Source organism: Agrobacterium sp. SOY23 (genome assembly GCF_027212525.1).
Taxonomy (GTDB): Bacteria; Pseudomonadota; Alphaproteobacteria; order Rhizobiales; family Rhizobiaceae; genus Agrobacterium; species Agrobacterium tumefaciens_I.
This window is the reverse complement of record NZ_JAPWDT010000007.1, coordinates 1-20,697: the sequence shown is the minus strand read 5'-3', so window position 1 is coordinate 20,697 and position 20,697 is coordinate 1. Positions and strand designations below refer to the sequence as shown.

At 57.5% G+C, this 20,697-nt stretch carries 18 protein-coding genes; 13 read left to right on the top strand and 5 right to left on the bottom strand.

The window, feature by feature from the left end:
• Positions 1 to 76: 76 nt before the first annotated feature.
• Entirely contained in the window at positions 77 to 685 is a 609-nt protein-coding gene (locus tag O3S81_RS19335) for a DsbA family protein (protein ID WP_269345804.1), read from the bottom strand.
• Positions 686 to 749: 64 nt separating this feature from the next.
• A complete protein-coding gene (dsbD, locus tag O3S81_RS19330; RefSeq protein ID WP_269345802.1) occupies positions 750 to 2,570 on the bottom strand; it encodes a protein-disulfide reductase DsbD in 1,821 nt (606 codons plus the stop codon).
• A gap of 111 nt (positions 2,571 to 2,681) precedes the next feature.
• Here dsbD and O3S81_RS19325 point away from each other — a divergent pair, with 111 nt between their 5' ends.
• From O3S81_RS19325 to O3S81_RS19305, 5 genes are all read left to right on the top strand, one after another.
• On the top strand, positions 2,682 to 3,341 hold the full coding sequence (locus tag O3S81_RS19325; RefSeq protein ID WP_269346302.1) for a response regulator: 660 nt from the start codon (positions 2,682 to 2,684) through the stop codon (positions 3,339 to 3,341).
• A complete protein-coding gene (locus O3S81_RS19320; protein ID WP_269345800.1) occupies positions 3,341 to 4,699 on the top strand; it encodes an ATP-binding protein in 1,359 nt (452 codons plus the stop codon). Before O3S81_RS19325 ends, O3S81_RS19320 begins: the two co-directional genes overlap by 1 nt.
• Before the next feature lie 89 nt (positions 4,700 to 4,788).
• Positions 4,789 to 5,490: a L,D-transpeptidase gene (locus O3S81_RS19315; RefSeq protein ID WP_269345799.1), complete on the top strand. Its 702-nt coding sequence runs from the start codon at positions 4,789 to 4,791 to the stop codon at positions 5,488 to 5,490.
• Positions 5,491 to 5,613: 123 nt separating this feature from the next.
• A complete protein-coding gene (locus O3S81_RS19310; RefSeq protein WP_269345798.1) occupies positions 5,614 to 6,069 on the top strand; it encodes a DUF2262 domain-containing protein in 456 nt (151 codons plus the stop codon).
• A gap of 161 nt (positions 6,070 to 6,230) precedes the next feature.
• A complete protein-coding gene (locus O3S81_RS19305; RefSeq protein ID WP_269345797.1) occupies positions 6,231 to 6,983 on the top strand; it encodes a FadR/GntR family transcriptional regulator in 753 nt (250 codons plus the stop codon).
• A gap of 59 nt (positions 6,984 to 7,042) precedes the next feature.
• Here the strand turns inward: O3S81_RS19305 and O3S81_RS19300 are convergent, their stop codons facing one another.
• Both O3S81_RS19300 and O3S81_RS19295 read right to left on the bottom strand, forming a co-directional pair.
• Complete coding sequence (locus O3S81_RS19300) at positions 7,043 to 7,840, bottom strand: carbohydrate-binding protein (protein ID WP_269345796.1); 798 nt, start codon at positions 7,838 to 7,840, stop codon at positions 7,043 to 7,045.
• A gap of 10 nt (positions 7,841 to 7,850) precedes the next feature.
• Positions 7,851 to 9,638, bottom strand: coding sequence for a heparinase II/III domain-containing protein (locus O3S81_RS19295; RefSeq protein ID WP_269345795.1), 1,788 nt, complete (start codon positions 9,636 to 9,638; stop codon positions 7,851 to 7,853).
• Between the two features lie 247 nt (positions 9,639 to 9,885).
• On the opposite strand from O3S81_RS19295, the gene O3S81_RS19290 reads away from it, so the two are divergent.
• The 8 genes from O3S81_RS19290 (at position 9,886) to O3S81_RS19255 (ending at position 19,617) form a co-directional block, all read left to right on the top strand.
• Entirely contained in the window at positions 9,886 to 10,815 is a 930-nt protein-coding gene (locus O3S81_RS19290; RefSeq protein WP_442864964.1) for a carbohydrate ABC transporter permease, read from the top strand.
• Positions 10,816 to 10,818: 3 nt separating this feature from the next.
• Positions 10,819 to 11,655, top strand: a complete 837-nt coding sequence (locus tag O3S81_RS19285) for a carbohydrate ABC transporter permease (RefSeq protein WP_269345793.1) — start codon at positions 10,819 to 10,821, stop codon at positions 11,653 to 11,655.
• 4 nt (positions 11,656 to 11,659) lie between these two features.
• A complete protein-coding gene (locus O3S81_RS19280) occupies positions 11,660 to 12,832 on the top strand; it encodes a glycoside hydrolase family 88 protein (protein ID WP_269345792.1) in 1,173 nt (390 codons plus the stop codon).
• Positions 12,833 to 12,845: 13 nt separating this feature from the next.
• Positions 12,846 to 13,955, top strand: a complete 1,110-nt coding sequence (locus O3S81_RS19275) for an ABC transporter ATP-binding protein (protein WP_269345791.1) — start codon at positions 12,846 to 12,848, stop codon at positions 13,953 to 13,955.
• A 19-nt stretch (positions 13,956 to 13,974) separates the two neighbouring features.
• On the top strand, positions 13,975 to 14,679 hold the full coding sequence (locus O3S81_RS19270; RefSeq protein WP_442864963.1) for a DUF624 domain-containing protein: 705 nt from the start codon (positions 13,975 to 13,977) through the stop codon (positions 14,677 to 14,679).
• A gap of 48 nt (positions 14,680 to 14,727) precedes the next feature.
• A complete protein-coding gene (locus O3S81_RS19265; RefSeq protein WP_442864954.1) occupies positions 14,728 to 16,008 on the top strand; it encodes an ABC transporter substrate-binding protein in 1,281 nt (426 codons plus the stop codon).
• 70 nt (positions 16,009 to 16,078) lie between these two features.
• On the top strand, positions 16,079 to 17,944 hold the full coding sequence (locus tag O3S81_RS19260) for a DUF2264 domain-containing protein (RefSeq protein ID WP_269345789.1): 1,866 nt from the start codon (positions 16,079 to 16,081) through the stop codon (positions 17,942 to 17,944).
• Between the two features lie 5 nt (positions 17,945 to 17,949).
• Entirely contained in the window at positions 17,950 to 19,617 is a 1,668-nt protein-coding gene (locus O3S81_RS19255) for an acyltransferase (RefSeq protein ID WP_269345788.1), read from the top strand.
• A 216-nt stretch (positions 19,618 to 19,833) separates the two neighbouring features.
• Here the strand turns inward: O3S81_RS19255 and O3S81_RS19250 are convergent, their stop codons facing one another.
• Positions 19,834 to 20,130, bottom strand: coding sequence for a RidA family protein (locus O3S81_RS19250; protein WP_269345787.1), 297 nt, complete (start codon positions 20,128 to 20,130; stop codon positions 19,834 to 19,836).
• Positions 20,131 to 20,697: the final 567 nt, after the last annotated feature.

Below are 20,697 nucleotides of genomic sequence, written 5' to 3'. Positions count from 1 at the left end.
GGAAGCTGCTTCCTTGATTTTTCAAAGGGCTGATATGTTCGGGCGAACTGGACGAAAGACTGGCCGTGTCGGAGGCTCAGGTCCGGGCACGCTTGATGGCGTCCTTCAATCCCTTTTCGTCGAGAACGCCGGGATAGATGGTCGTGCCTATGACAAAGGATGGCGTGCCGACGAAATTGAAACCGAGTGCCTGGCCATAATTTCGGTCGAGCAACCCGGAGATCTTGCTGTTGCTCCTGTTTACCGAGGCAGCAATTTCCTGCATCGACAGCCCGGCTCCGGTAAGTGTTTTTTCGACATCGCCTTCGGACAGGCGCCCCTTCGTCTTCATCAGGGCTTCCATGGCAGTTTCATATTGACCGATCTGGGCAGCCCCGAGCACGGCCTGCGCCGCGAAGATTGAAGCGCCGCCAAAGATCGGCCAGTCTTTCAAAACGAGCCTGACGTCACCTTCGCTGGCGACGACCTTCTTCACCATGTCATAGGAACTCTTGCAGTACGGGCACTGATAATCGAAATATTCGACAACCGTGATCCGTCCCTTCGGATTTCCGGTCACCGGCGCATCCTTGTCAAAAAATACCTCCTTCATGCTCATCTGCTTGGCGGAGCTGGTTTGTGCGGCAAGCAGCGTTCCAGTCATCGTCGCCAGGCAGCCGATCATGAGGTTGCGCCTTGAAAACATTCGAATTCTCCTTGTTTCATAAAATCAAACCGGACGACGAGGGAAGACCACCAGCCCCCGGCGTTTATGGTCGCATGCCGCTGGCTCGTTGAGCCGATGCAGAAAGGTCCGCGGCAGAGAACTCACCCACCAGCCGCGTCGATGCCGGCTCCGTTCGGTTCTGATCAAGAAATACCATTGTCGGCGGGCCCACCACCTTCAGGGCAGAAAGCAGTGCTTTCCTGTCCGCATCGAGGCTGGTCAGATCGAGGCTGACAAGATTCAAATTCGACAGTGCATCCATCACATCAGGTGATGTCAGCACGGATCGCTCGATTGTACGGCAGGTCACGCACCAGTCGGCGGTCACATAAAGGAGGGTCGGTTTTCCGTGGGACACGCCGTCGATCCGGGCGCTCAGATCATCCATCGATGATACCGTTGCGAAGTCGCTTTTTTTAATCGGCGTTTGCCGTTCCGCCACCCCGTTCGACCGGAACGGCTGCAGCGGCGTGAGAGGATCAGTTCCGCCAATGCCGAGACTGACGAACAGCATCAGTGCCCAGATGATAGACGCAAGGCCCGTCGTACGAGACATCATATTCATGGCTGTTACTGCATGACCGGCCGCGGCGCTGAAGGCGAATACGCCGAAGGAGAGTGCAATGACGGCCCAACCTAGCATGACGAACGTGGTGGCGATGAGAGGAGCCGCCAGCCAAAGCGCGGTTGCAAGAAACATGAAGCCGAAGACCTGGCGGACCTTTTCCATCCAAAGCCCAGCCTTTGGAAATGCGTTGCCACCCGCAGTCGCCATCACGACGAGTGGAATTCCCTTGCCCAGCCCAAGCGCAAACAGGGCAACGGCGCCGATGATCATGTCCCCGGTCCGGGCAACGTAAAGAAGCGCTCCCGCCAGAGGTGCCGTCACGCACGGACCGATAAGCAAGGCTGAGGAGAAGCCGAGTATCATCGCTCCCGGGATGGAGCCCGCACCTTTGGAGGTTTTCGCAAACCTGGCCGAAACAGCGGCCGGCAATTGAATATGAAACAGGCCGAAGTTCGACAGGGCGAGTATCACGAACAGAATGGCAATAGCGCCAACTGCGTATGTCGATTGAAGTACAATCTGCAGGTTCTGCCCTGACCACGCCGCAGCTACGCCCAGCAGCCCGAATGCGAATGCAAGCGCGACAACGTAGGACAGTGACAGGGTAAGGCCGCGTCGCGCCGTCAGCCGCTCTCCTTCTCGCGCCAGCATGGCCGCAACGATGGGATACATCGGGAAAACGCAGGGCGTGAAAGCGAGAAGCAGGCCAAAGCCGAGAAAACCGGCAAGAAGCATGACCACACCGCCATCGGCCATCATCGTGTCGACTAATGTCCGGGCATGGTCGTTGGCCACCACAAAGCCTTCCCCGTTTGTACCCTTGGAAACCTTTGGCGAAGCCGGGTTAGTGGCGGCGAAACTGCCCTGCGAAAACAGGCTTTCGCCCGAAATCATCATGGTCGCCATGTTGACGGTCTTCGTTGTCGGCGGGTAGCAAAGCCCCTTGTCCTGGCACCCCTGATAGGTGACCCGAAATGTGTCTGGCGCACCTGCAATCCGGGCTGTCGCAGCTGAATAGTAGATTTCGGTCGAACCGAAATTCGGATCGTCCTTCGCCTCACCGGGGGGTGTTTTCATCTCCAGCTTGTTGCCAGCCTGATCGTCTGCGCTCAAATATTCACGATAGAGATAATAACCATCGGCGATGGTCCAGCGAACAAAGGCACCACCGTCATCGGCCTGTTCGACCTTCATTTTGAAGGCTTGGTCCATATCCAGTGGCGCATCCACCGCACCGGCGGATGAGGCAAGCTTCAAAACCGCGAGCATCGCAATCGTGAACGCCAAAATGCGCATTCAGGCTTCCTTTCGTATAAACGTCATCAGGCCTGATCCCGCCGTCAGCTTAAGGCAGCCTTAAGGTGGCGATTGCAAAAGGCCATGAATGTGCCGCTCTCGGAGGTATTGTTGCGAATACTCATTGTCGAAGACGATCCGATCCTGCTCGATGGTTTGCGGGAAGGACTGAAGCTGAGTGGTTATGTTGCCGATGGTGTCACGACGGCAGCCGATGCTTCAGAGGCCCTGAAGACGGACCGCTTTGACGCCGTCGTGCTTGACGTCATGTTGCCGGATGGATCCGGACTGGCGATATTGAACGACATCCGCCGTTCGGGAAACCAGATCCCGGTGCTGCTGCTGACCGCCAGGGATACGGTTGGAGATCGGATTGACGGTCTCGACGCAGGTGCTGATGATTATCTCGGCAAACCGTTCGACCTTGATGAGGTCGCGGCTCGCCTGCGGGCCATTACCCGCAGGTCGGCAGGCCGTGCGACAGCGGAGATTAGTCTTCGGGGGTTAACACTCTATCCAGCCTCGATGCAGGTCTGTCGTGGCGACAATGAAATATCTCTTTCCCGCCGCGAATTCTCCATTCTCCAGGCCCTCATGGAAAGCCCGCAGACGATCCACTCGAAACACTCGCTCGAGGAGCGCCTTTATGGCTGGCAGGAAGATGTCGAGAGTAACACGATAGAAGTTCACATCCACAAACTGCGTGCCAAGCTCGGCGCGGCCGCGATCGAGACGGTTCGTGGTGTCGGTTACAGACTGGGAATGGCTTGATGCATTCGATACGTTTGCGACTGTTTGTAATTTTGCTTGCGGCAACGGGTGCGGTCTGGCTGTTCGCCGTCTCGTGGACCTACTTCAGTGTTCAACATCAGGTCGAAAGGGTTCTCGATGCCCGACTGATGGAAGCCGCGCGCATGGTCAGCTCCCTGATCACCGACCACCATATCGATGTCGCCGCGGCTGTCGATGAGACCCTAACAGGCGATGCTGCCGTATCGCTGGACATGCAGGGGGATTACCGGCGTCAACTCTCCTGCCAGATATGGTCGCTACAGGGCCAGTTGATCAGCCGTTCGGAAAGCGCTCCACAGAAATCACTCACCGACACCCATGACGGTTTTACCGAAGCCGTGGTTGATGGCGTTCGCTGGCGCGTCTTCGCGGTCGTCAATAAAAAGCTGAATGTCCGCGTCCTTGTCGGCGATAGTATGGAAATACGCGACAGGCTTGTTGCCGACGTCGTCAAGGGACAACTCGTGCCGGCTGTGGCGATCCTGCCGGTTCTGGCCATACTCATCTGGTTAAGCGTCGAAAAAGGACTGGGGCCACTCAACAGAATCGCGACCTTGCTTGGCCAGAGATCTGCCGAGGAATTGCATGCGCTCGAAGAGAAAGACGCACCTGGCGAAATCAAGCCGCTACTCAACTCGCTCAATTCACTTCTTCTGAAGGTGGCTGCCGCCCGCGAGCGTGAAAGGACATTCATCGCCTATGCTGCTCACGAACTGAAAACGCCTCTGGCAGGGCTGAAGACTCAGGCGCAGGTCGCACTGCGGAGTGATCAGGAGGCGGTGAGGGACAAGGCATTGGCACAGATATCAACGAGCGTTGATCGGACAGCGCGACTTGTTCGCCAGCTTATCGATCTGGCCTCCGTTGATTCCGCTGACCGTGGTGGTGACGCAGAGAAGGCGCGGCTGGACAGGGTCGTAAACGACATCCGGGCGGATCTGGAGGGACTGAGCAGTCGTCGGTCAGTCTCAATGGAGACATTTTACCAGACAGACGAATTACCACTTGTCCGTAACGCCAACCTGCTACGACTGGCGCTTCGTAACGTTGTCGAAAACGCTGTGCAATATTCACCAGAGCGTTCAAGCGTTTCAATCATCCTTCAGCAGGCCGCATCCCGCTTCGAAATCGAAGTGACGGACCAGGGACCGGGAATTGACCCAACGGATCAGGACGAGGTCAGAGAACGCTTCAAACGCGGCTCGTCGACTACGGTTGATGGCAGTGGCCTTGGCCTGGCAATCGTTGACATGGCCATGAACAAACTTGGCGGAGAGCTTGGATTTCGTAAATCGGACAAGGGGTTCACGGTCACACTGGCATTGCCGCGCCCATGACGGGTGATTGGCGGGAGGGGCTTAAGCCGGCCTTAAGGTGAAAGCCTCAGCGAAGCCTGGAAAACTCCAACTCTACCAGGCAACCAACCATGATTCGTGTGCTTCTCCCTTCTCGTTCATCGGCAGCCATCACATTGGCCCTTCTCCTCTCCGCTTGTGCAAGCGCAACGGACCGCGTTCCTTCGACTGCGCCGCGTCCGGTCAGGGAAGGCGCCAATGTGGAGGCATTTAAACCACTCGGATCGAACCCAATTGAAATGTATTCGGAAAAGACCGACGCCGGATTTAACATTCCTGGCGTCAATATTGGGAAGATGAATCCCGAATATGTCCGGCAAGTCGTGAGCTACACGACTGATGAGAAGCCCGGCACCATCATCGTCGATCAGAAGGCGCGCTTCCTGTATCTGGTTCAGCCGGGCGGCAAGGCGATCCGTTATGCCGTTGGCGTTGGACCGGTTGCCCGTGCATTCAACGGCGGCGATGCCGTGATCGCCAAGAAGGCCGCCTGGCCTCGCTGGATCCCGACGCCTGATATGGTCAAGAGAAACCCGGCGCATTATGGACCCAACAAGGATGGTGTCGAAGGCGGCCCTTGGAACCCCATGGGTGCCCGGGCGCTTTACATGCACAAGGATGGCAAGGATACCTACTACCGCGTCCACGGGACAAACGATCCAAGCTCAATCGGCAAAGCGGTCTCGGCGGGTTGCATACGGCTGTTAAACCAGGACGTCATGGACCTGTACGAGCGCGTGTCGCCTGGTGCCCGGATCGTGATACAAGGATAGCGGTCACGTCTGTCCAGTTTTGTATCGATCATCCGGGCGTATCAGTTGGTGTGAGAAACGATAATCATGATCCCTTGCTACTGCAGCAACGACAAAAGGGCCGACAATAGAAGAGGTAATTGAATGGGCGCTGGGGGAGATGGCACTCACATCGGTTTGACAACCGAGGAATTGGGCAGGTTGGAATGGGATCCATCGTACGGAGCTTATGTCGGCACCATCAACTGGTGCGAGACTCAAACCAGGCTCATCCTCGGCGGCGCCGGGAATGCCGCTCCAGAGCATATCCTCAGGATCGCCGTCTCGTTGTTCCAGGAACAATCGAAATGGCAGCTCCGAATAGGCGAGTTTGCCGCCGACGAATTGCTGATCCTGAAAAATCAAAACTGGCTCGACGAGGGTGAGGTAGCTCTGTCGCGCGAGGAGTTTTTGTCCCGCATGCAACTCATCGGCATCCGCGTCGACGAGGATGGCACCTTCATCTTCTCGTTTGATGATGACGACATGTTCTGGGGACATAATATCGTCATCGTCGGGGACATGGCGGCTGGGTTGAGGCAAGCCGATCTTGCAGGCTGAATGTCGTCGCGCAATTGATAATCAGCCAAAGTTCAGTCATCGCGGGCTGACGCACACAGATCAAGATGCATGAATGCGGGTAAAATTAGTATGATCATTGAGTTTTCTCAGAATTCATCATACATATTTTGCAGGCTTCACGCCTGACCCTATTTTAATGCATGGTGATCGACGTGGCTGAACAGCAAAAACAGCGCAGCAAATCTTCCGGCTCTCTGGTTACCAAAGTCAGCCTGAGCCTTAGGCATGCGATTGCCTCCGGGCAATATGGCCCCGGCGACCGCTTGCCCAGCGAGATCGAAATGACGGAAACCCATGGTGTCAGCCGCACAGTGGTGCGCGAGGCGGTCACGGCCCTGCGCTGCGACGGGCTGGTGGAAGTTCGCCAGGGGGCGGGCATTTTTGTGCTGAAGCGCGAAAAGGAGACGTTACCCACGCCCGGTATCGATCGCGCCCGGCTATCGTCCGATCTGGAGGTTCTGGAAATCAGAACGCCGCTTGAAATCGAGGCAGCGGGGCTGGCCGCCCTTCGCCGTTCACCGTCGCAGGAAGAGGCCATTTTCGACTGTCACGCCCGGCTTCTCAAATGTATCGACGAAAATCAGTCCATTCGTGAGGCCGATCTGGCGCTGCATCTGGCCATTGCGGCGGCCACCAACAATCCGCTCTTCACGCAGTTCCTCGAGCTGCACGGTCAGGCCGTGATCCCGCAATCCCGCGTGGTGCCCGAGACCCGGGAAAACGACCAGACGGCCTATCGACGGCTGATCCATAGGGAACATGAGGCCATCGTCATCGCCATATCGGATAGGAATGAACAGGATGCCAAACTGGCCATGCAGGCACATCTGCGCGGCAGCCAGAACCGCTATCGCGACATGATGCGCGACCTTCGCGGCATTTCGCACAGCTAGAGCATTTCCGGTGAAGCCGCATCGCGGTTTTCGGTCAAAAAACCAAGGCAATCAGGTATTTATGATATTTCCCGCAGATCCGCGCCCCAGACCTCGATTTGTGTCAGTGCGGGAAAAGGCGAGGGGTCATCCGCTTTTTTCAGATCGTGCAGGCGGATCCATTCCACCCGACGCGGCGCGACCGGGAACGTCTGGGCAGCGCCGGTTTTCTGCAGGGTGAAGCGCACGCTCTCGCCGTCGGAAAATGTGACGCTTGCCTCTTCCCACCAGGCGTCATGGGGAAAATCCGCCCTCAGATAAAATGTCAGTTGGTCGATCAGAACCGCGCGACCGAAAACAAGCGTCAACGAGGCTTCAGGATCACGGTTGATACCCCAGCTGGTATAGGGCCAGAAACCATGGCCAGCGCTGACCTTTTCGCCGTCTATGACATTACGGGCCGCAAAGGCGGCTTCCCCACGCGTTTCGGTACTCGCGTGGACATGCGGAAACAGCGCGGTATTTTCGTGATCGTCGAACGGGTTCAGGGCCAGGTTCCTGCGAACGCCGATCTCACCGGCAAGCGCACAACGCGCCGCAATCCGGTGAATGTTCCCGCTGAAAGCCTGCGGCGGATAGGACTTGCGCTTCGCCGCGAAAGGAACCGGCAGGACAAATTCGGCCTTCTGCAAAAAAACAAGCGTGGGTGGCATGCCGGCATCAAGGCCGAGCCAGATGTGGCCCGGCTGCGAAGCTTCGACGACGAGCCTGTCGCCTTCGCAATATTCGGCACGATAGACGAGGAACACCTCGTCCTCCGCCTCGTCCTCTGCCAGAATAGCGCCAGCCGCATTGACGACCTTGAGTGTAAGCTTCATCGGCATTTCCTTAACTGATCGTCAGGCACAGACGCTCGGCTTTGATGGGAATAAGAATGCGATAGATCATCGGCGGCAAAGACTGGCGAAGCCTGATGTCGCCGATGGGGATGATCTCGATGGCAGGCTCACCCGCGCCTTCGCAGACCACCTCTCCGAGCCTCGGAAAGATCAGGCTTCCCGGCGTGACGGTAGGCTTTTCCGCAACCATCAGTGACAGAACTGCGTCTCTCGTGCCCCGATAATCATCGGTGACCTCGACGCGGCTGCCGCGCAGCAACCGGACACGCCGACGGTAATGTTCGACACCCGCGTCGGGCGGATAAGCTCCGGCTATGTCGAAGGTAATGTCCGCCTGTTTTTCCGAAAACTCCGCGACAAAATCCCGTGCCGCAAACTGTGGCCCTGCGGCCTGCATGACGCCACCGAAAGTCGGCAGATTGTGAAAGGCCGACTGCATCGTCCAGATTTCGTACCGCTGCGGTGAAAAGGTTTTTGCGGTGTAAGTTTCCACCCCCACATCGATGATGAATGACCGGCCATTCTTGTAAAGCGTGAAACTGCCGACATCGTTGTGGTTGTGGCTCTCGCCATTATTGCCCGCCTTCACGGCAAGATCGAAAACCCCGTCACGGGCGATCGCCAATCCGGTGCCGGCATAGGCAATGTCGGTCTTCGTCGGTTCTGCAACCGCAAGTGCAGACAATTCCGGCGCGGTGAGGGCCGCCTGAACGCGATACCAGAGGTTCAATTCCTTCCGCATCAACTTATCCGATGAGCGGTTCCAGCAGGCGGCGGCGAAAGCCTGAAGCGGCAGGGAAGAGACGGCTTTACCGAAGAGATATTCACGAACGCCTGATATTGCGACCTTCGCCGGCGCGTCGGCGAAGTTGAAAAAACTCTCGCCCGCTACATGCATGTTGAGGATAAATTCGGCCATGTTGCGCAGTTTCGGCGTTTCGAAAAGCGGCATCATGGAGCCGGGGGCGCTGGCCTCGAGAGTGCTCATTGCGCCGAACAGGCACAGTGCAGCATGACCGTAATAAAGGACGCCCTCTTCGCAGGCTCCGTCTTCCGCATAATCCTTCTGAAACGCGTCGAGGCTCTTGAGCGCCTTTTCCACGACCGAACGCCGCGTCGGCTGGTCGGTAGGCAACAATAAGGTCGAAAGCAGGACATTCTGGGTGATCCAGGCGGTCCAGTTATTCATCCGCTCGCCGCCGTTCCCCATCCACCAGAAATGCCGGGCAAGATAGGGCTGCGTGATCCGTCGGTCGATCTCGGTGCGGATACGGGATGCGAGTATCGCATTTGTCCGTTCAAGTTCCGGTGCGAGCAGGTGCAGGCACAAGGCGAGATTGCTGCCCGTTTCGGCGGCGAACAGGTCGATCACCGGATTTTGCGGATCGGGCAGAGAATCTCTTGGGCCGCCGCGAACATGGGAATTATGGGCGGGCAATTGCCAGCCGCTCTCCTCGCATATTAGCCAGAGACCATCGATGATCGCGTCAAGGAAGCGGCCCTGCACCTCGGCGCATTCTCCGAGAACCAGCGCGTTCAGCTTAAGCCGGCGGGAAAAATAAAGCGCCTCGAAACGATCGCGATTGCCGCTCCGGCCGTATTCGCGGTAATCGCCCGCCAGAATAACGGACCAGGGCTCGCCAAGGGCCTGTTCCGCAGCCTCGACGAGACTGCCGCGAACCGCATCCGGCATTGAGGAGTGAATTTTTTCCGCCGACAGTTCCGAGCCGAAATCGGCGAACCGATCAGGCAGGAGCCGCATCATTTCGACAAACACGCCCTCAAACCTCCCGCGCGTTCCGCAATCCGATACAGGCGTCCTATCATACGTATTTTTGAAAAACCAGAAAATTTGTCTGACTTTATGCAAAGTTGTTTGACCAATATGGATATTGTGTTATCCAGAGCGCGGGAGGCGGCAGGGAGGAAATCCGGGCCGCAATGGGAAATGCAGGTTGCCGGCGCCAATGAAGTGGTGAAACGGCAGCAATGGGAGGTATGCTGTGGCAATCGCAACCGCGACCATGTCCGACAAGCAGGCGGCTCCGTATCGCAGGAAGAAAGTTCGCATCGTCTCCAGACGGCGACGCAGGATCGAAAACGCGCTCGTCGCCTATTCCTTCATAGCGCCCAATTTTTTGGGCTTTGCGATTTTCACGCTTGGACCGATCCTCTTTGCCTTTGCGCTAGCCTTCATGCACTGGGACGGCTCCAACGCGATGCGTTTTGCCGGCCTCGATAATTTCTGGCGGCTGTTCGAAGACAAGGCCTTTATTGCGGCCTTCTGGAACACGATCATTTACACGGTTGCATCCGTACCGGCCACGCTTGCCTGCGCGCTGGGGCTTGCGATCCTGCTCAACCAGAAAATCCGCGGTCGCAATTTCTTCCGCACGGCCATGTTCTTTCCCTATGTCGCGTCGTTGGTCGCCGTGGCCGTCGTCTGGAACATGATTTTCAATCCGGAAATGGGTCCGGTCAACATGCTGCTTTATACGCTCGGCCTTGATCCCGCCGACATGCCGGGATGGGCGGCAGACCGGCACTGGGCCATGGTTACGGTCATCCTTTTCGGCGTGTGGAAGAGCATGGGTTATTATATGGTCATCTATCTCGCCGGGCTGCAGGGCATCAATGCGGAGCTTTATGAAGCCGCGGGGCTGGATGGTGCCAATGCCTGGCAGAAATTCATTCACGTCACCCTGCCGCAGCTTGCGCCGACGACCTTCTTCGTCACCGTCATGCTGACGATCCAGTCCTTCAAGGTTTTCGATCAGGTCTACATGATCACACAGGGCGGCCCGGGCACCTCGACGCTGGTTCTCGTCTACCACATCTACAATGAGGCCTTCATTTCCTGGGATCTCGGCTATTCCAGCATGATCGCGCTTGTCCTGTTCTTCCTGGTTCTGATGGTCACCATCATCCAGTTCAAACGGCAGCGGGAGGATTGATCCATGCGCATCATGGGCCGGAAAATCCCCGCCGCCACGTTCGGCATCTATCTGACCGTCATCGTCGTCACCATCGTCATGCTTTTGCCCTTCGCATGGATGCTGTCGGCCTCGCTGAAACTCAGCCGCGACGTCTTCGCGTTCCCGATCGAGTGGGTCCCCTCCCAGCCGCGCTGGGAAAATTACGTGGAAATCTGGACAAAAATCCCGCTGGCGCTGTTCATCTACAATACGTCGAAGCTGACGATCATCGTCACCCTGCTGCAATTGCTGACGTCAAGCTTTGCGGCCTATGCCTTCGCCAAGCTGCATTTTCCCTACAAGAACACGCTGTTCCTCGGTTATATCGCCACCATCGCCATGCCCTGGCAGGTCTATATGGTGCCGCAATTCCTGCTGATGCGTGAATTCGGGCTCAACAACACCCATCTCGCGCTGATTTTCCTGCAGGCCTTCACCGCCTTCGGCGTCTTCCTGATGCGGCAATTCTACATGTCGATCCCGAACGAGCTGTGCGAGGCAGCCCGCATCGACGGCATGAACGAATACCAGATCTGGGCGAAGATCATGTTGCCGCTCTCCAAGCCGGCGCTCTCCACGTTGACGATCTTCACTTTCGTCACGACCTGGAACGACTTCATGGGTCCGATGATCTATCTCACCAAGACAGAACTGAAGACCATCCAGATCGGCCTGCGCATGTTCATTTCGCAATATTCGGCGGAATACGGGCTGATCATGGCCGCCTCGGTGGTGGCGCTCATTCCGGTTCTCGTCGTTTTCCTGGCATTACAGCGCTTCTTCGTTGAAGGCGTCGCCTCCACTGGCCTCAAGGGTTGATTTCATGCTCGATTTGATGACGACTGTTCCAACCCCAATCACCACAGCGGAAGTCGATGCCGCGCTTCAGGCCGCCGTCGCGCAAGTCAGGCGCAACCTGCCGCAATTCACCTATGCGGCGCAGAACCATTCGAGCGTGAAGAATTTCTACCCCGCCGTCGCCAACGATCAATGGACGGCGGGTTTCTGGCCGGGCCAGATATGGCTCGCCTTCGAACATACCGGCGACAGGACCTTCCAGCATGCGGCGCAAATCCAGGTGCAGAATTTCCTGCACCGTATCGAAAACCGCATCGAGACCGATCATCACGATATGGGTTTCCTCTATTCGCCCTCCTGCATCGCCGCATGGAAACTGGTGGGGGATGAGGATGGCCGACGCGCGGCGCTGATGGCGGCAGACCAGTTGATGGAGCGCTTCCAGCCGGTCGGGCAATTCATCCAGGCCTGGGGGCGCAGGGATAATCCCAACGAATATCGCTACATCATCGACTGCCTTTTGAACCTGCCGCTGCTTTATTGGGCAAGCCGTGAAACGGGCCGGGAAGAGTACCGTACCGTAGCACTTGCCCACGCCCGCACCACGCTTGCCCATTCCGTGCGGCCGGATGATTCCACCTATCATACATTTTACATGGACCCGGAGACGGGGGCACCGGTGCGCGGTGTGACAAAGCAGGGCTATAGCGACGATAGCTACTGGGCGCGCGGGCAGGCCTGGGGCATTGCCGGCATGGCCATTTCGTACCGTTACGAGCGCCTGCCAGCCTATCGTGACACTTTCGAGCGGCTTCTTTCCTTCTACCTCAAACGACTGCCGGACGATCTCGTGCCCTGTTGGGATCTGATCTTCTCGGACAGCGATGGCGAACCGCGTGACAGCTCGGCAGCAGCCATCGTCGCCTGTGGCCTCCTGGAAATGGCGGAGCTGGAGACGCCGGAAAAGGCGGAGGAATACCGCGAACTGGCAAAACGCATGGTGAAAAGCCTTGCCGATATCTACGCCGTCCGGGATCCGGCGCTCTCCAACGGGCAGCTTCTGCACGGTACCTATTCCAAGAAGACAGCCCATAACACCTGCCGGGGCGAAGGCGTCGATGAGTGCGTCTCCTGGGGCGATTATTATTATCTGGAAGCGCTGATCCGGCTTTCGCGCAACTGGTCTTCCTATTGGTGAGCGCGAGGAACAGATGGCAAGCATTTCCCTGAAAAAACTCAACAAGACCTTCGGCGCGCTCAAGGTCGTTCACGATATCGATCTGGATATTGCCGACAAGGAATTCATCATTCTGGTCGGCCCTTCCGGATGCGGTAAATCCACGACGCTCAGAATGATTGCCGGGCTGGAGGAAATTTCCGGTGGCGAATTACGCATCGGCGAAGACGTGATGAATGACGTCCCCTCCAAGGATCGCGACATCGCCATGGTGTTCCAGAATTATGCGCTTTATCCGCATATGACCGTCTACAAGAACATGGCCTTTGGTCTGGAACTCAGAAAAGCGCCGCGCGATCTCATCGACACCAAGGTCAAGGATGCGGCGAAAATTCTCGACATCACCCATCTCTTGAACCGCAAGCCGAAAGCGCTCTCCGGCGGTCAGCGCCAGCGTGTCGCGCTCGGCCGGGCCATGGTGCGCAATCCGGAGGTCTTTCTTCTCGATGAGCCGCTCTCCAATCTGGACGCCAAGCTGCGCGGCACGATGCGATCGGAAATCTCCAAACTGCACAAGCGGCTGGACGCCACCTTCATCTACGTGACCCACGATCAGGTGGAAGCCATGACCATGGCGGACCGCATCGTTGTGATGAAGGACGGCCATATCCAGCAGGTGGATACGCCGCAAAATCTCTACGACCGGCCGATCAACATGTTCGTCGCGGGTTTCATCGGCGCACCGCAGATGAACATGCTGCCCGTAACGCTGCGCCGCGACGGTGACCACTTCGTTGCCCTATTCGACGGCACCCTACTGCCTTTGCCGGCGGGCATCGATACCGCACGCCTGCTCCCCTATGAAGGAAAGGACATCGTTCTCGGCATCCGTCCGGAAAATTTCCACGAATTCGCCCCGGCGGATATCGATGCCGCCAATGTCGCGCCCTTCAGGGCGACGGTGGAACTGGCAGAGCCGATGGGATCGGAAGTGCATCTCAACCTCGTTTCCGGTGGCAGAAACCTTGTTGCGCGCGTCTCACCGCGTTTCAGGGCAAAAATCGGCGATCCCGTCGAACTGGTGGCCGATCTCACGAATGCACAGCTTTTCGATCCCGCCACCGAACGATCGATCCTTTATTGAGGCGACGGTGAGCAACGCGATGCAATGGCTGGAAGGGTTATGGACGAAAGAAGGGGCCGGGATCGACAAGAACGCCCCGCCGCTCACCGGCCTTGCCCTGTTCCTCGATATCATCAAGCGCGAATGGTGGGAGATGGTGAAGCTCAATCTCCTCTTCATCATCGCCAGCCTGCCAGTGGTGACGATGCCGGCGGCGATGCTGGCCATGGCCCGTATCTGCGTTTCCTTCGCAAATGACGAGAATACCTATCTGCTGCGAGATTTTCTCGAAGCCATGCGGAAATTCGCCCTGCCTGGCACCGCATTCACAGCTGTTAGCGGGCTGCTGATCAGCGCCGGTGCCTATGCGACCGTCAGCTATGCCGGGGCCCTTCGGCTTCAACTCATCTACAGCCTGCCTTTTGCGATCAGTCTGGCGGTAACGCTGTTCCTCATCCTCGTCTTTGCTTACGCCACGGTTCTCATGGCGAGACAGGACCCGCCGCTTCGGGAAACGTTACGGCAGGCGGCATTTTTTGCGCTCACCAGACCACTGCCGATGCTGGCGGCACTTGGCTTCGTCGTGGCGCTCTGGATCGCGCATATCCTGTTTTATCCGGTGTCCGTGTTCATGCCGGCAACCATCAATTTTTCGCTCGGCATGTTCGCCCTGTGCTTTGCGGCAAGAAACGCCGTCGCGCAAAAGGGCCTGCCGGTGCCCGAACCGGCGGGGAGCAGCACTTAAAGCATACCGAAAATCAAACGACATCAGTCAGGGAAGGAGAAACGGGCTATGGAGTTCAAGACAACCAGACGTGCATTTGCTCTCGCAACCGCCGGTCTCGGCATTGCGATGGGCATGGGAGGAACCGCATTCGCTGCGGGCGATGCGCCAGTCACGCTAAAATGGGCGCTGTGGGATCTGGATAAGGGCGCTTATTTCAAGCCCTTGATGGAGGCCTACAAGCAGAAACATCCGAATGTGACGTTCGAGGTAGTGGACCTCGGCTCGCAGGATTACACACAGATGATATCCACGCAGCTGACCGGCGGCTCCAAGGATATCGACGTCGTCACCATTAAGGATGTACCCGGTTACGCCAATCTGGTGCGCGCCGGCAACATCACCGATCTCAGCGGCTTCATCAAGGACCAGAAGATCGAGACGGCCCCCTATGGCGGCCTGATCGAGGAGCTGACCATCGACGGCAAGATTTACGCCCTGCCGTTCCGCTCGGATTTCTGGGTGGTCTATTACAACAAGGATATTTTCGACAAGGCAGGCGTGCCTTACCCCACCAATGACATGACCTGGGCGCAGTTTGATGAAATCGCCGGCAAGCTGAAGGGCGGCATGGGCGCCAACCGCATCTATGGCGCGCTCTTGCACACATGGCGCTCCACGGTGCAATTGCCCGGCATTCAGGATGGCAAGCACACGCTGGTGGATGGCAATTACGAATTCCTGAAACCCTGGTATGAGCGGGCGCTCGCCCTGCAGAAGAGCGGCGCGATACCGTCCTATGCCTCGCTGAAAACATCCAACACCCATTATTCCGCCCTGTTCTTCAACGGAACGATCGGCATGCTGCCGATGGGCACATGGTTCGTCGGAACCCAGATCGCCAAGGTGAAATCGGGCGAGTCGAAAAGCGTCAATTGGGGCATCGTGAAATTCCCGCACCCGGACGGTGTGGCGGCAGGCGCGACCGCCGCTCAAATTGCCGGATTGTCAGTCAATGCCAATTCCGGGCATAAGGAAGCGGCGCTGGATTTCATCAAGTTCGTCACCGGCCCTGAGGGTGCGGCCATTGTTGCCTCCACCGGCACTTTCCCTGCACTCAGAACCGATGACGTGGCCGAGAAGATCGCAGCGCTGCCGGGCTTCCCGCAGGATCAGGCCAGCAAGGACGCGTTGCAGGCGGGCAAGGCCTATCTGGAAATGGCGGTCAATCCCAATGCGGCCAAGATCGAGGTCGTCCTGAACCGCGTGCATGATGCGCTGATGACCGACAATATCTCCATTGATGACGGCATCAAGGACATGAATGACGGCGTCAAGGCCATCAAATAATTGCCAGGGGGCCGCAGGTGATGAGCCTGCGGCCTTTCCCTTTAACCATGAATTCCGGACATTCGTAACCGTGCCACACGAGACCGCAGCAGCCAATCCGCTCTTTCACAATCCGCTTCTCAGCAGGGATGATCTCGCAAAGGCGGTGATTGATCTTTTCAACCCGCTGCTTGGCTGTTTTTCCCCGGGTGGGGCGCATGTCCGGCTTGGTGCGACGGGAGCGATTTTCGATTTTCCTGCGGCGGAACTTGAGGGCTTTGCCCGGCCACTATGGGGAATCGTCCCCCTTGCAGCTGGCGGCTATGATTTTCCGCACTGGGATCTCTACCGACGCGGGTTGGCCAACGGCACCAATCCGGCCCACCCGGAATATTGGGGTGACACGGCCGACCGGCACCAGCGGCTGGTCGAACTGGCGGCCATAGGATTTGCGCTTGCCATGGTTCCCGAACACATCTGGGAGCCGCTTGCCGAAACGGACAAAAAGACTGTCGCCGCCTATCTTCTGGCCGCACGCGAGCGGGAATTCGTCGACAATAACTGGAAATTCTTCCGTGTCCTGATCGATCTCGGGCTGGAGCGGGTGGGTGTGGAGTTCGACCGTACCAAGACCCAGTCCTATCTCGACGAGATCGAGGCTTTCGATATAGGCAACGGCTGGTATCGCGACGGGCCGGTGCGGCGCGTTGACCATTATATTCCCTTCGCAATGCATTTTTACGGCCTGATCTACACGGTGCTGGCGAAAGACGACGAGGCCCGCAAGACACGACTTATCGAACGCTCGCGTATTTTCACCCGTGACATGCGGCACTGGTTCGGGCCGGACGGCGCCTCGCTCGCCTTCGGACGCAGCCAGACCTATCGTTTCGCGGCCGGCGGTTTCTGGGGCGCTCTCGCCTTTGCCGATCTAGAGGCACTGCCGTGGCCGGAGATCAAGGGTTATTACATGCGACATATCCGCTGGTGGTCGAAGCGGCCCATCGCCGATCGCGATGGCGTTCTCTCCGTCGGATATGGCTACCCAAACCTGCTGATGAGCGAGAGCTACAATTCTCCCTGCTCACCCTATTGGGCGCTCAAATTTTTCCTACCATTGGCGCTTCCGGCCGACCATCCCTTCTGGATGGCGCCGGAAGCGGAGCTGCAGGAATTCGCCGAGCCGATACCATTGCCGGAACCCGGCATGGTGGCCTTTCATACGCCGGGCAATGTCGTGGTCTTATCCTCCGGACAACAGCATGACAGGATGCGCGCCGCGCAGGAGAAATATTCGAAATTCGTCTATTCCACCCGTTATGCCTTCAATGTCGAAGCGGATGACCGGCATTTTGCTGCCGCAAGTTTCGACGGCATGCTCGGTCTTTCCGATGATGGCGTACACTTCCGCACGCGTGAGACGATGGAAGAGGCGTTGATTGCCAGAGACTGCCTCTATTCCCGCTGGCGGCCCTGGGCGGATGTCGAGATCGAGACCTGGCTCGTGCCGCAAAACCCCTGGCATATCAGGCTGCACCGCATCCGAACCCCGCGTGCGCTACAAACCTCCGAAGGTGGTTTCGCCATAGAGCGCGCCGACTTCAACCGCGACCGAACCCGGGCGGAAGAGGGCCGCGCTGTGTGTTACGGGCAAAGCGACACAAGCATCATTGTCGACCTTTCTGTCGGAATTCATCGCGAAGGACTGTGCCATCAGGCCATCGCCAACACAAATCTCATCCATGCCAGAACCCTTGTTCCGCAATTGCGCGGCACTGTTGCCTCCGGCGAAACGTTGCTGATAACGGCCTCCGTGGCGCTACCGGCCGGCACGGCCGCAGAAGCAGCATTGGCAATCCTGCCGGATGCTCCCGGTCTCGCCGGACTGGAAGACATGTTCAGGCGTGAAGGACGACGTGTTCCGGCCTTTGCCCTCAATGAAAACCGCGCGGGCTGATGGAGATGGCTGACGAAACACCAAGTGTTTCCCAAAGGCCCGATCGGCTGAACATCCTGACCTGGGAGCGGAAACAGGAGGATATCGACAAGCCTGACCATCAGGCACGGCTGCGCGGCCTTGAGCGCTCTGCCAACGCCGTTTTCGGGCAAGGCGTTTATATTGCTGCCAGGGCAGAAGTGCATACGGACAGGTTGCTGATGGGCGCACAGTCCTGGATTGCCGGTTACGCAATCGTGCGTGGCGATATCGAACTCGGGGAAAACGTCTCGATCAATCCCTATGCCTGCCTTTCCGGCAAGGTGACGATCGGTAACGGGGTGCGCATCGCCTCCCATGTCAGCATCGTCGGTTTCAACCACGGTTTTGACGATATCGACACCCCCATCTATCGTCAGCCGCTGACCTCGCTTGGCATCGAGATCGGCGACGACGTCTGGATCGGCGCCAATGCCGTGGTGCTCGATGGCGTGACGATTGGACGCGGAGCGATTGTCGCGGCAGGCGCAATCGTGGTGAAGGGCATTCCCGCCATGGCCATTGCCGGCGGCGTTCCCGCCCGGGTTCTGCGATATCGCGGAGAAAAAGCGGTTGCGTCAAACCTACCGGAAATAGAAGCCGTGCTGCGGGAGATCGGTGAGGAAATTGCCGATGACTGGTTGGTAGCCATACGTTCCTATGAAGAACAGGGCGCCTATCGTTCAGCCGATGCATCCGGGCAGGTCGTTGAAAGCGCCAGGCATCTGTGCGACGCGATCGAGATCGCTGCGGCCTTCGGGCAGGAAAGAAATGCCTTCGACGCCGAAAAGACCGTGGCAAGCCTGCAAGCCATGCAGGATGCACAAAGCGGGCTGTTTTTTACCGCCAATCATCGACACACGACACCGCCAGAACAGGATCCCTCCATCCTCTACAATATTCTGGCCATCGGATATGCGCTGGAATGTTTTGGTGCCGCCCCGAAACAGCCAATCGCCTTTGTCGAACACATGCGCGCCGGGGAACTGACCCGTCTGCTGGAAGAATTGCCATGGCAAAACCGGGCGTGGCATAGCGGCGCCACCATCGACGCCCTCGCCACGGCGCTTTACTTTAACAGGCGCTATTTCACATCCGGCGACAATATTGCCATGCTCTTCGGCTGGCTTGCGATGAACGCAGACAGGACAACCGGGCTTTGGGGTCAACCGACCGCCGCGCAGGGCCTGCTGCAACCGGTCAATGGCTTTTACCGTCTCACGCGCGGCACTTACGCCCAGTTCGGCCTGCCTGTTCCATATCCGGAGGCGGCAATCGACTCCGTCATCGCCAATTATCGCGCCTATGACGGCTTTCACGGCGCGGAATTTGACGCCTGCAACCTGCTCGATACGATCCATCCCCTGCTTCTGTGCCTGAAACAGACGGATCACAGACGAGACGAGGCGAAAGAGATCGCGCGCGAAATTCTGAGCCGAAACGAGGGGCGGTGGCAAAAGGGAAAGGGGTTTGCGTTCGCCGAAGGGCATCCGGCAGGACTGCAGGGCACGGAAATGTGGATGTCGGTCCTCTGGCTTGCCGCGAAACTTCTCGGAGCGGAGCAGTTCCTGTCGTTCCAACCCCGCGGTATTCATCGCTTTGAACCTGCGGAGATTATCGGCGACACGATTGCACGGCCCAAATCCCCGGCATAGGGTTCCGACACTCTTTTGAATCCTTCAAACCGGACCGCCAGGGCTAGGCGTAGCAATCACCTCCAAAGCGACGCAGAGCGGCACGTTTGACCAGTCTGATGTTCTGGCCAATTCGCGGAATGGCAAGAGAAGAGAGCAGGTGGTCTCCTGTTAAAAAACATGGTTTTGTCGCCGAAACGACTCTCCAGCCGCTTGAGTGACATCTTCTTCAGTTTATTACGGCAAACAGGCCGTCGCCTCGATTTCGATCAGAAAATCAGGGAGTGCCAGGGTCTGCACGCCAATGAATGTGTTGGCCGCAGGCTCAGCGCCATCATAGAATTTGGCAATCTCGCCACAAATCGTCGCAAGGTTCTCCGGGCTGTGATTGACGACATAGGTCCTTACCCCGACAACGTCGGCAGGGATCGTACCCGCTGCAGCCAGCACTTCCCGTAGATTTGAGAGAACCTGCCTTGTCTGGGCGATGACATCGCCAGCTCCGACAACCTGGGCGGCTTGCCCTTGGGACACGGCGCTGATGCGCTGGTGATACCTATTGGTACTGAAGCAACATTGGACGCTGACAGCAAGACGCTGACAATCACGTCTGCTTTCCACTAGTCGACTGCCTGCCCAAGTTAGGTAAGCCTTCGGTTATTCCAATGGGAACTGGAGTGCCGTATTCCGCTTGAGGCTGGCTGGAACTGCCTCGATTATCCCGTTGATCAGATCGATGTCGTCGACGAGAAAGTGGCAGGCCTTTCTAAGAGATCAAAAGATGTGGGTGATTTGCCCGTCCGCGATAGTTACGGATGTAGAACCTGACGAGTTCAACGATTTCTTTCTGTAACGGAAGCTGGCGTTGCGAGGCCTCCGTCTTCAGTCCAGGCTGTTCATACTGAGGGGCTGGATCGTAGTCTTCCTTGAACGATGAAGCATAGATAATGCGGCCTTCGCCGCGCCGAACCGCCGTTTTGCACAGAAATCAACAGCGACCAAAACGGCGGTTTCGACGCAAAAAGCAACACTTGCGAAACCGCATTGTTAGTTCCATAAGATAGATTATGCGATCTTCGTTTGTAGCCGGGTACATTCTAG

Bases quoted from the DNA above. Each gene is read 5' to 3' on its own strand.
- O3S81_RS19285 (WP_269345793.1), top strand. From the start codon at position 10,819: ATGCGCATCATGGGCCGGAAAATCCCCGCCGCCACGTTCGGCATCTAT.
- O3S81_RS19255 (WP_269345788.1), top strand. From the start codon at position 17,950: ATGGCTGACGAAACACCAAGTGTTTCCCAAAGGCCCGATCGGCTGAAC.
- O3S81_RS19310 (WP_269345798.1), top strand. From the start codon at position 5,614: ATGGGCGCTGGGGGAGATGGCACTCACATCGGTTTGACAACCGAGGAA.
- O3S81_RS19265 (WP_442864954.1), top strand. From the start codon at position 14,728: ATGGAGTTCAAGACAACCAGACGTGCATTTGCTCTCGCAACCGCCGGT.
- O3S81_RS19335 (WP_269345804.1), bottom strand. From the start codon at position 685: ATGTTTTCAAGGCGCAACCTCATGATCGGCTGCCTGGCGACGATGACT.
- O3S81_RS19280 (WP_269345792.1), top strand. From the start codon at position 11,660: ATGCTCGATTTGATGACGACTGTTCCAACCCCAATCACCACAGCGGAA.
- O3S81_RS19305 (WP_269345797.1), top strand. From the start codon at position 6,231: ATGGTGATCGACGTGGCTGAACAGCAAAAACAGCGCAGCAAATCTTCC.
- O3S81_RS19315 (WP_269345799.1), top strand. From the start codon at position 4,789: ATGATTCGTGTGCTTCTCCCTTCTCGTTCATCGGCAGCCATCACATTG.
- O3S81_RS19275 (WP_269345791.1), top strand. From the start codon at position 12,846: ATGGCAAGCATTTCCCTGAAAAAACTCAACAAGACCTTCGGCGCGCTC.
- O3S81_RS19320 (WP_269345800.1), top strand. From the start codon at position 3,341: ATGCATTCGATACGTTTGCGACTGTTTGTAATTTTGCTTGCGGCAACG.
- O3S81_RS19300 (WP_269345796.1), bottom strand. From the start codon at position 7,840: ATGAAGCTTACACTCAAGGTCGTCAATGCGGCTGGCGCTATTCTGGCA.
- O3S81_RS19290 (WP_442864964.1), top strand. From the start codon at position 9,886: ATGTCCGACAAGCAGGCGGCTCCGTATCGCAGGAAGAAAGTTCGCATC.
- O3S81_RS19270 (WP_442864963.1), top strand. From the start codon at position 13,975: ATGCAATGGCTGGAAGGGTTATGGACGAAAGAAGGGGCCGGGATCGAC.
- dsbD (WP_269345802.1), bottom strand. From the start codon at position 2,570: ATGCGCATTTTGGCGTTCACGATTGCGATGCTCGCGGTTTTGAAGCTT.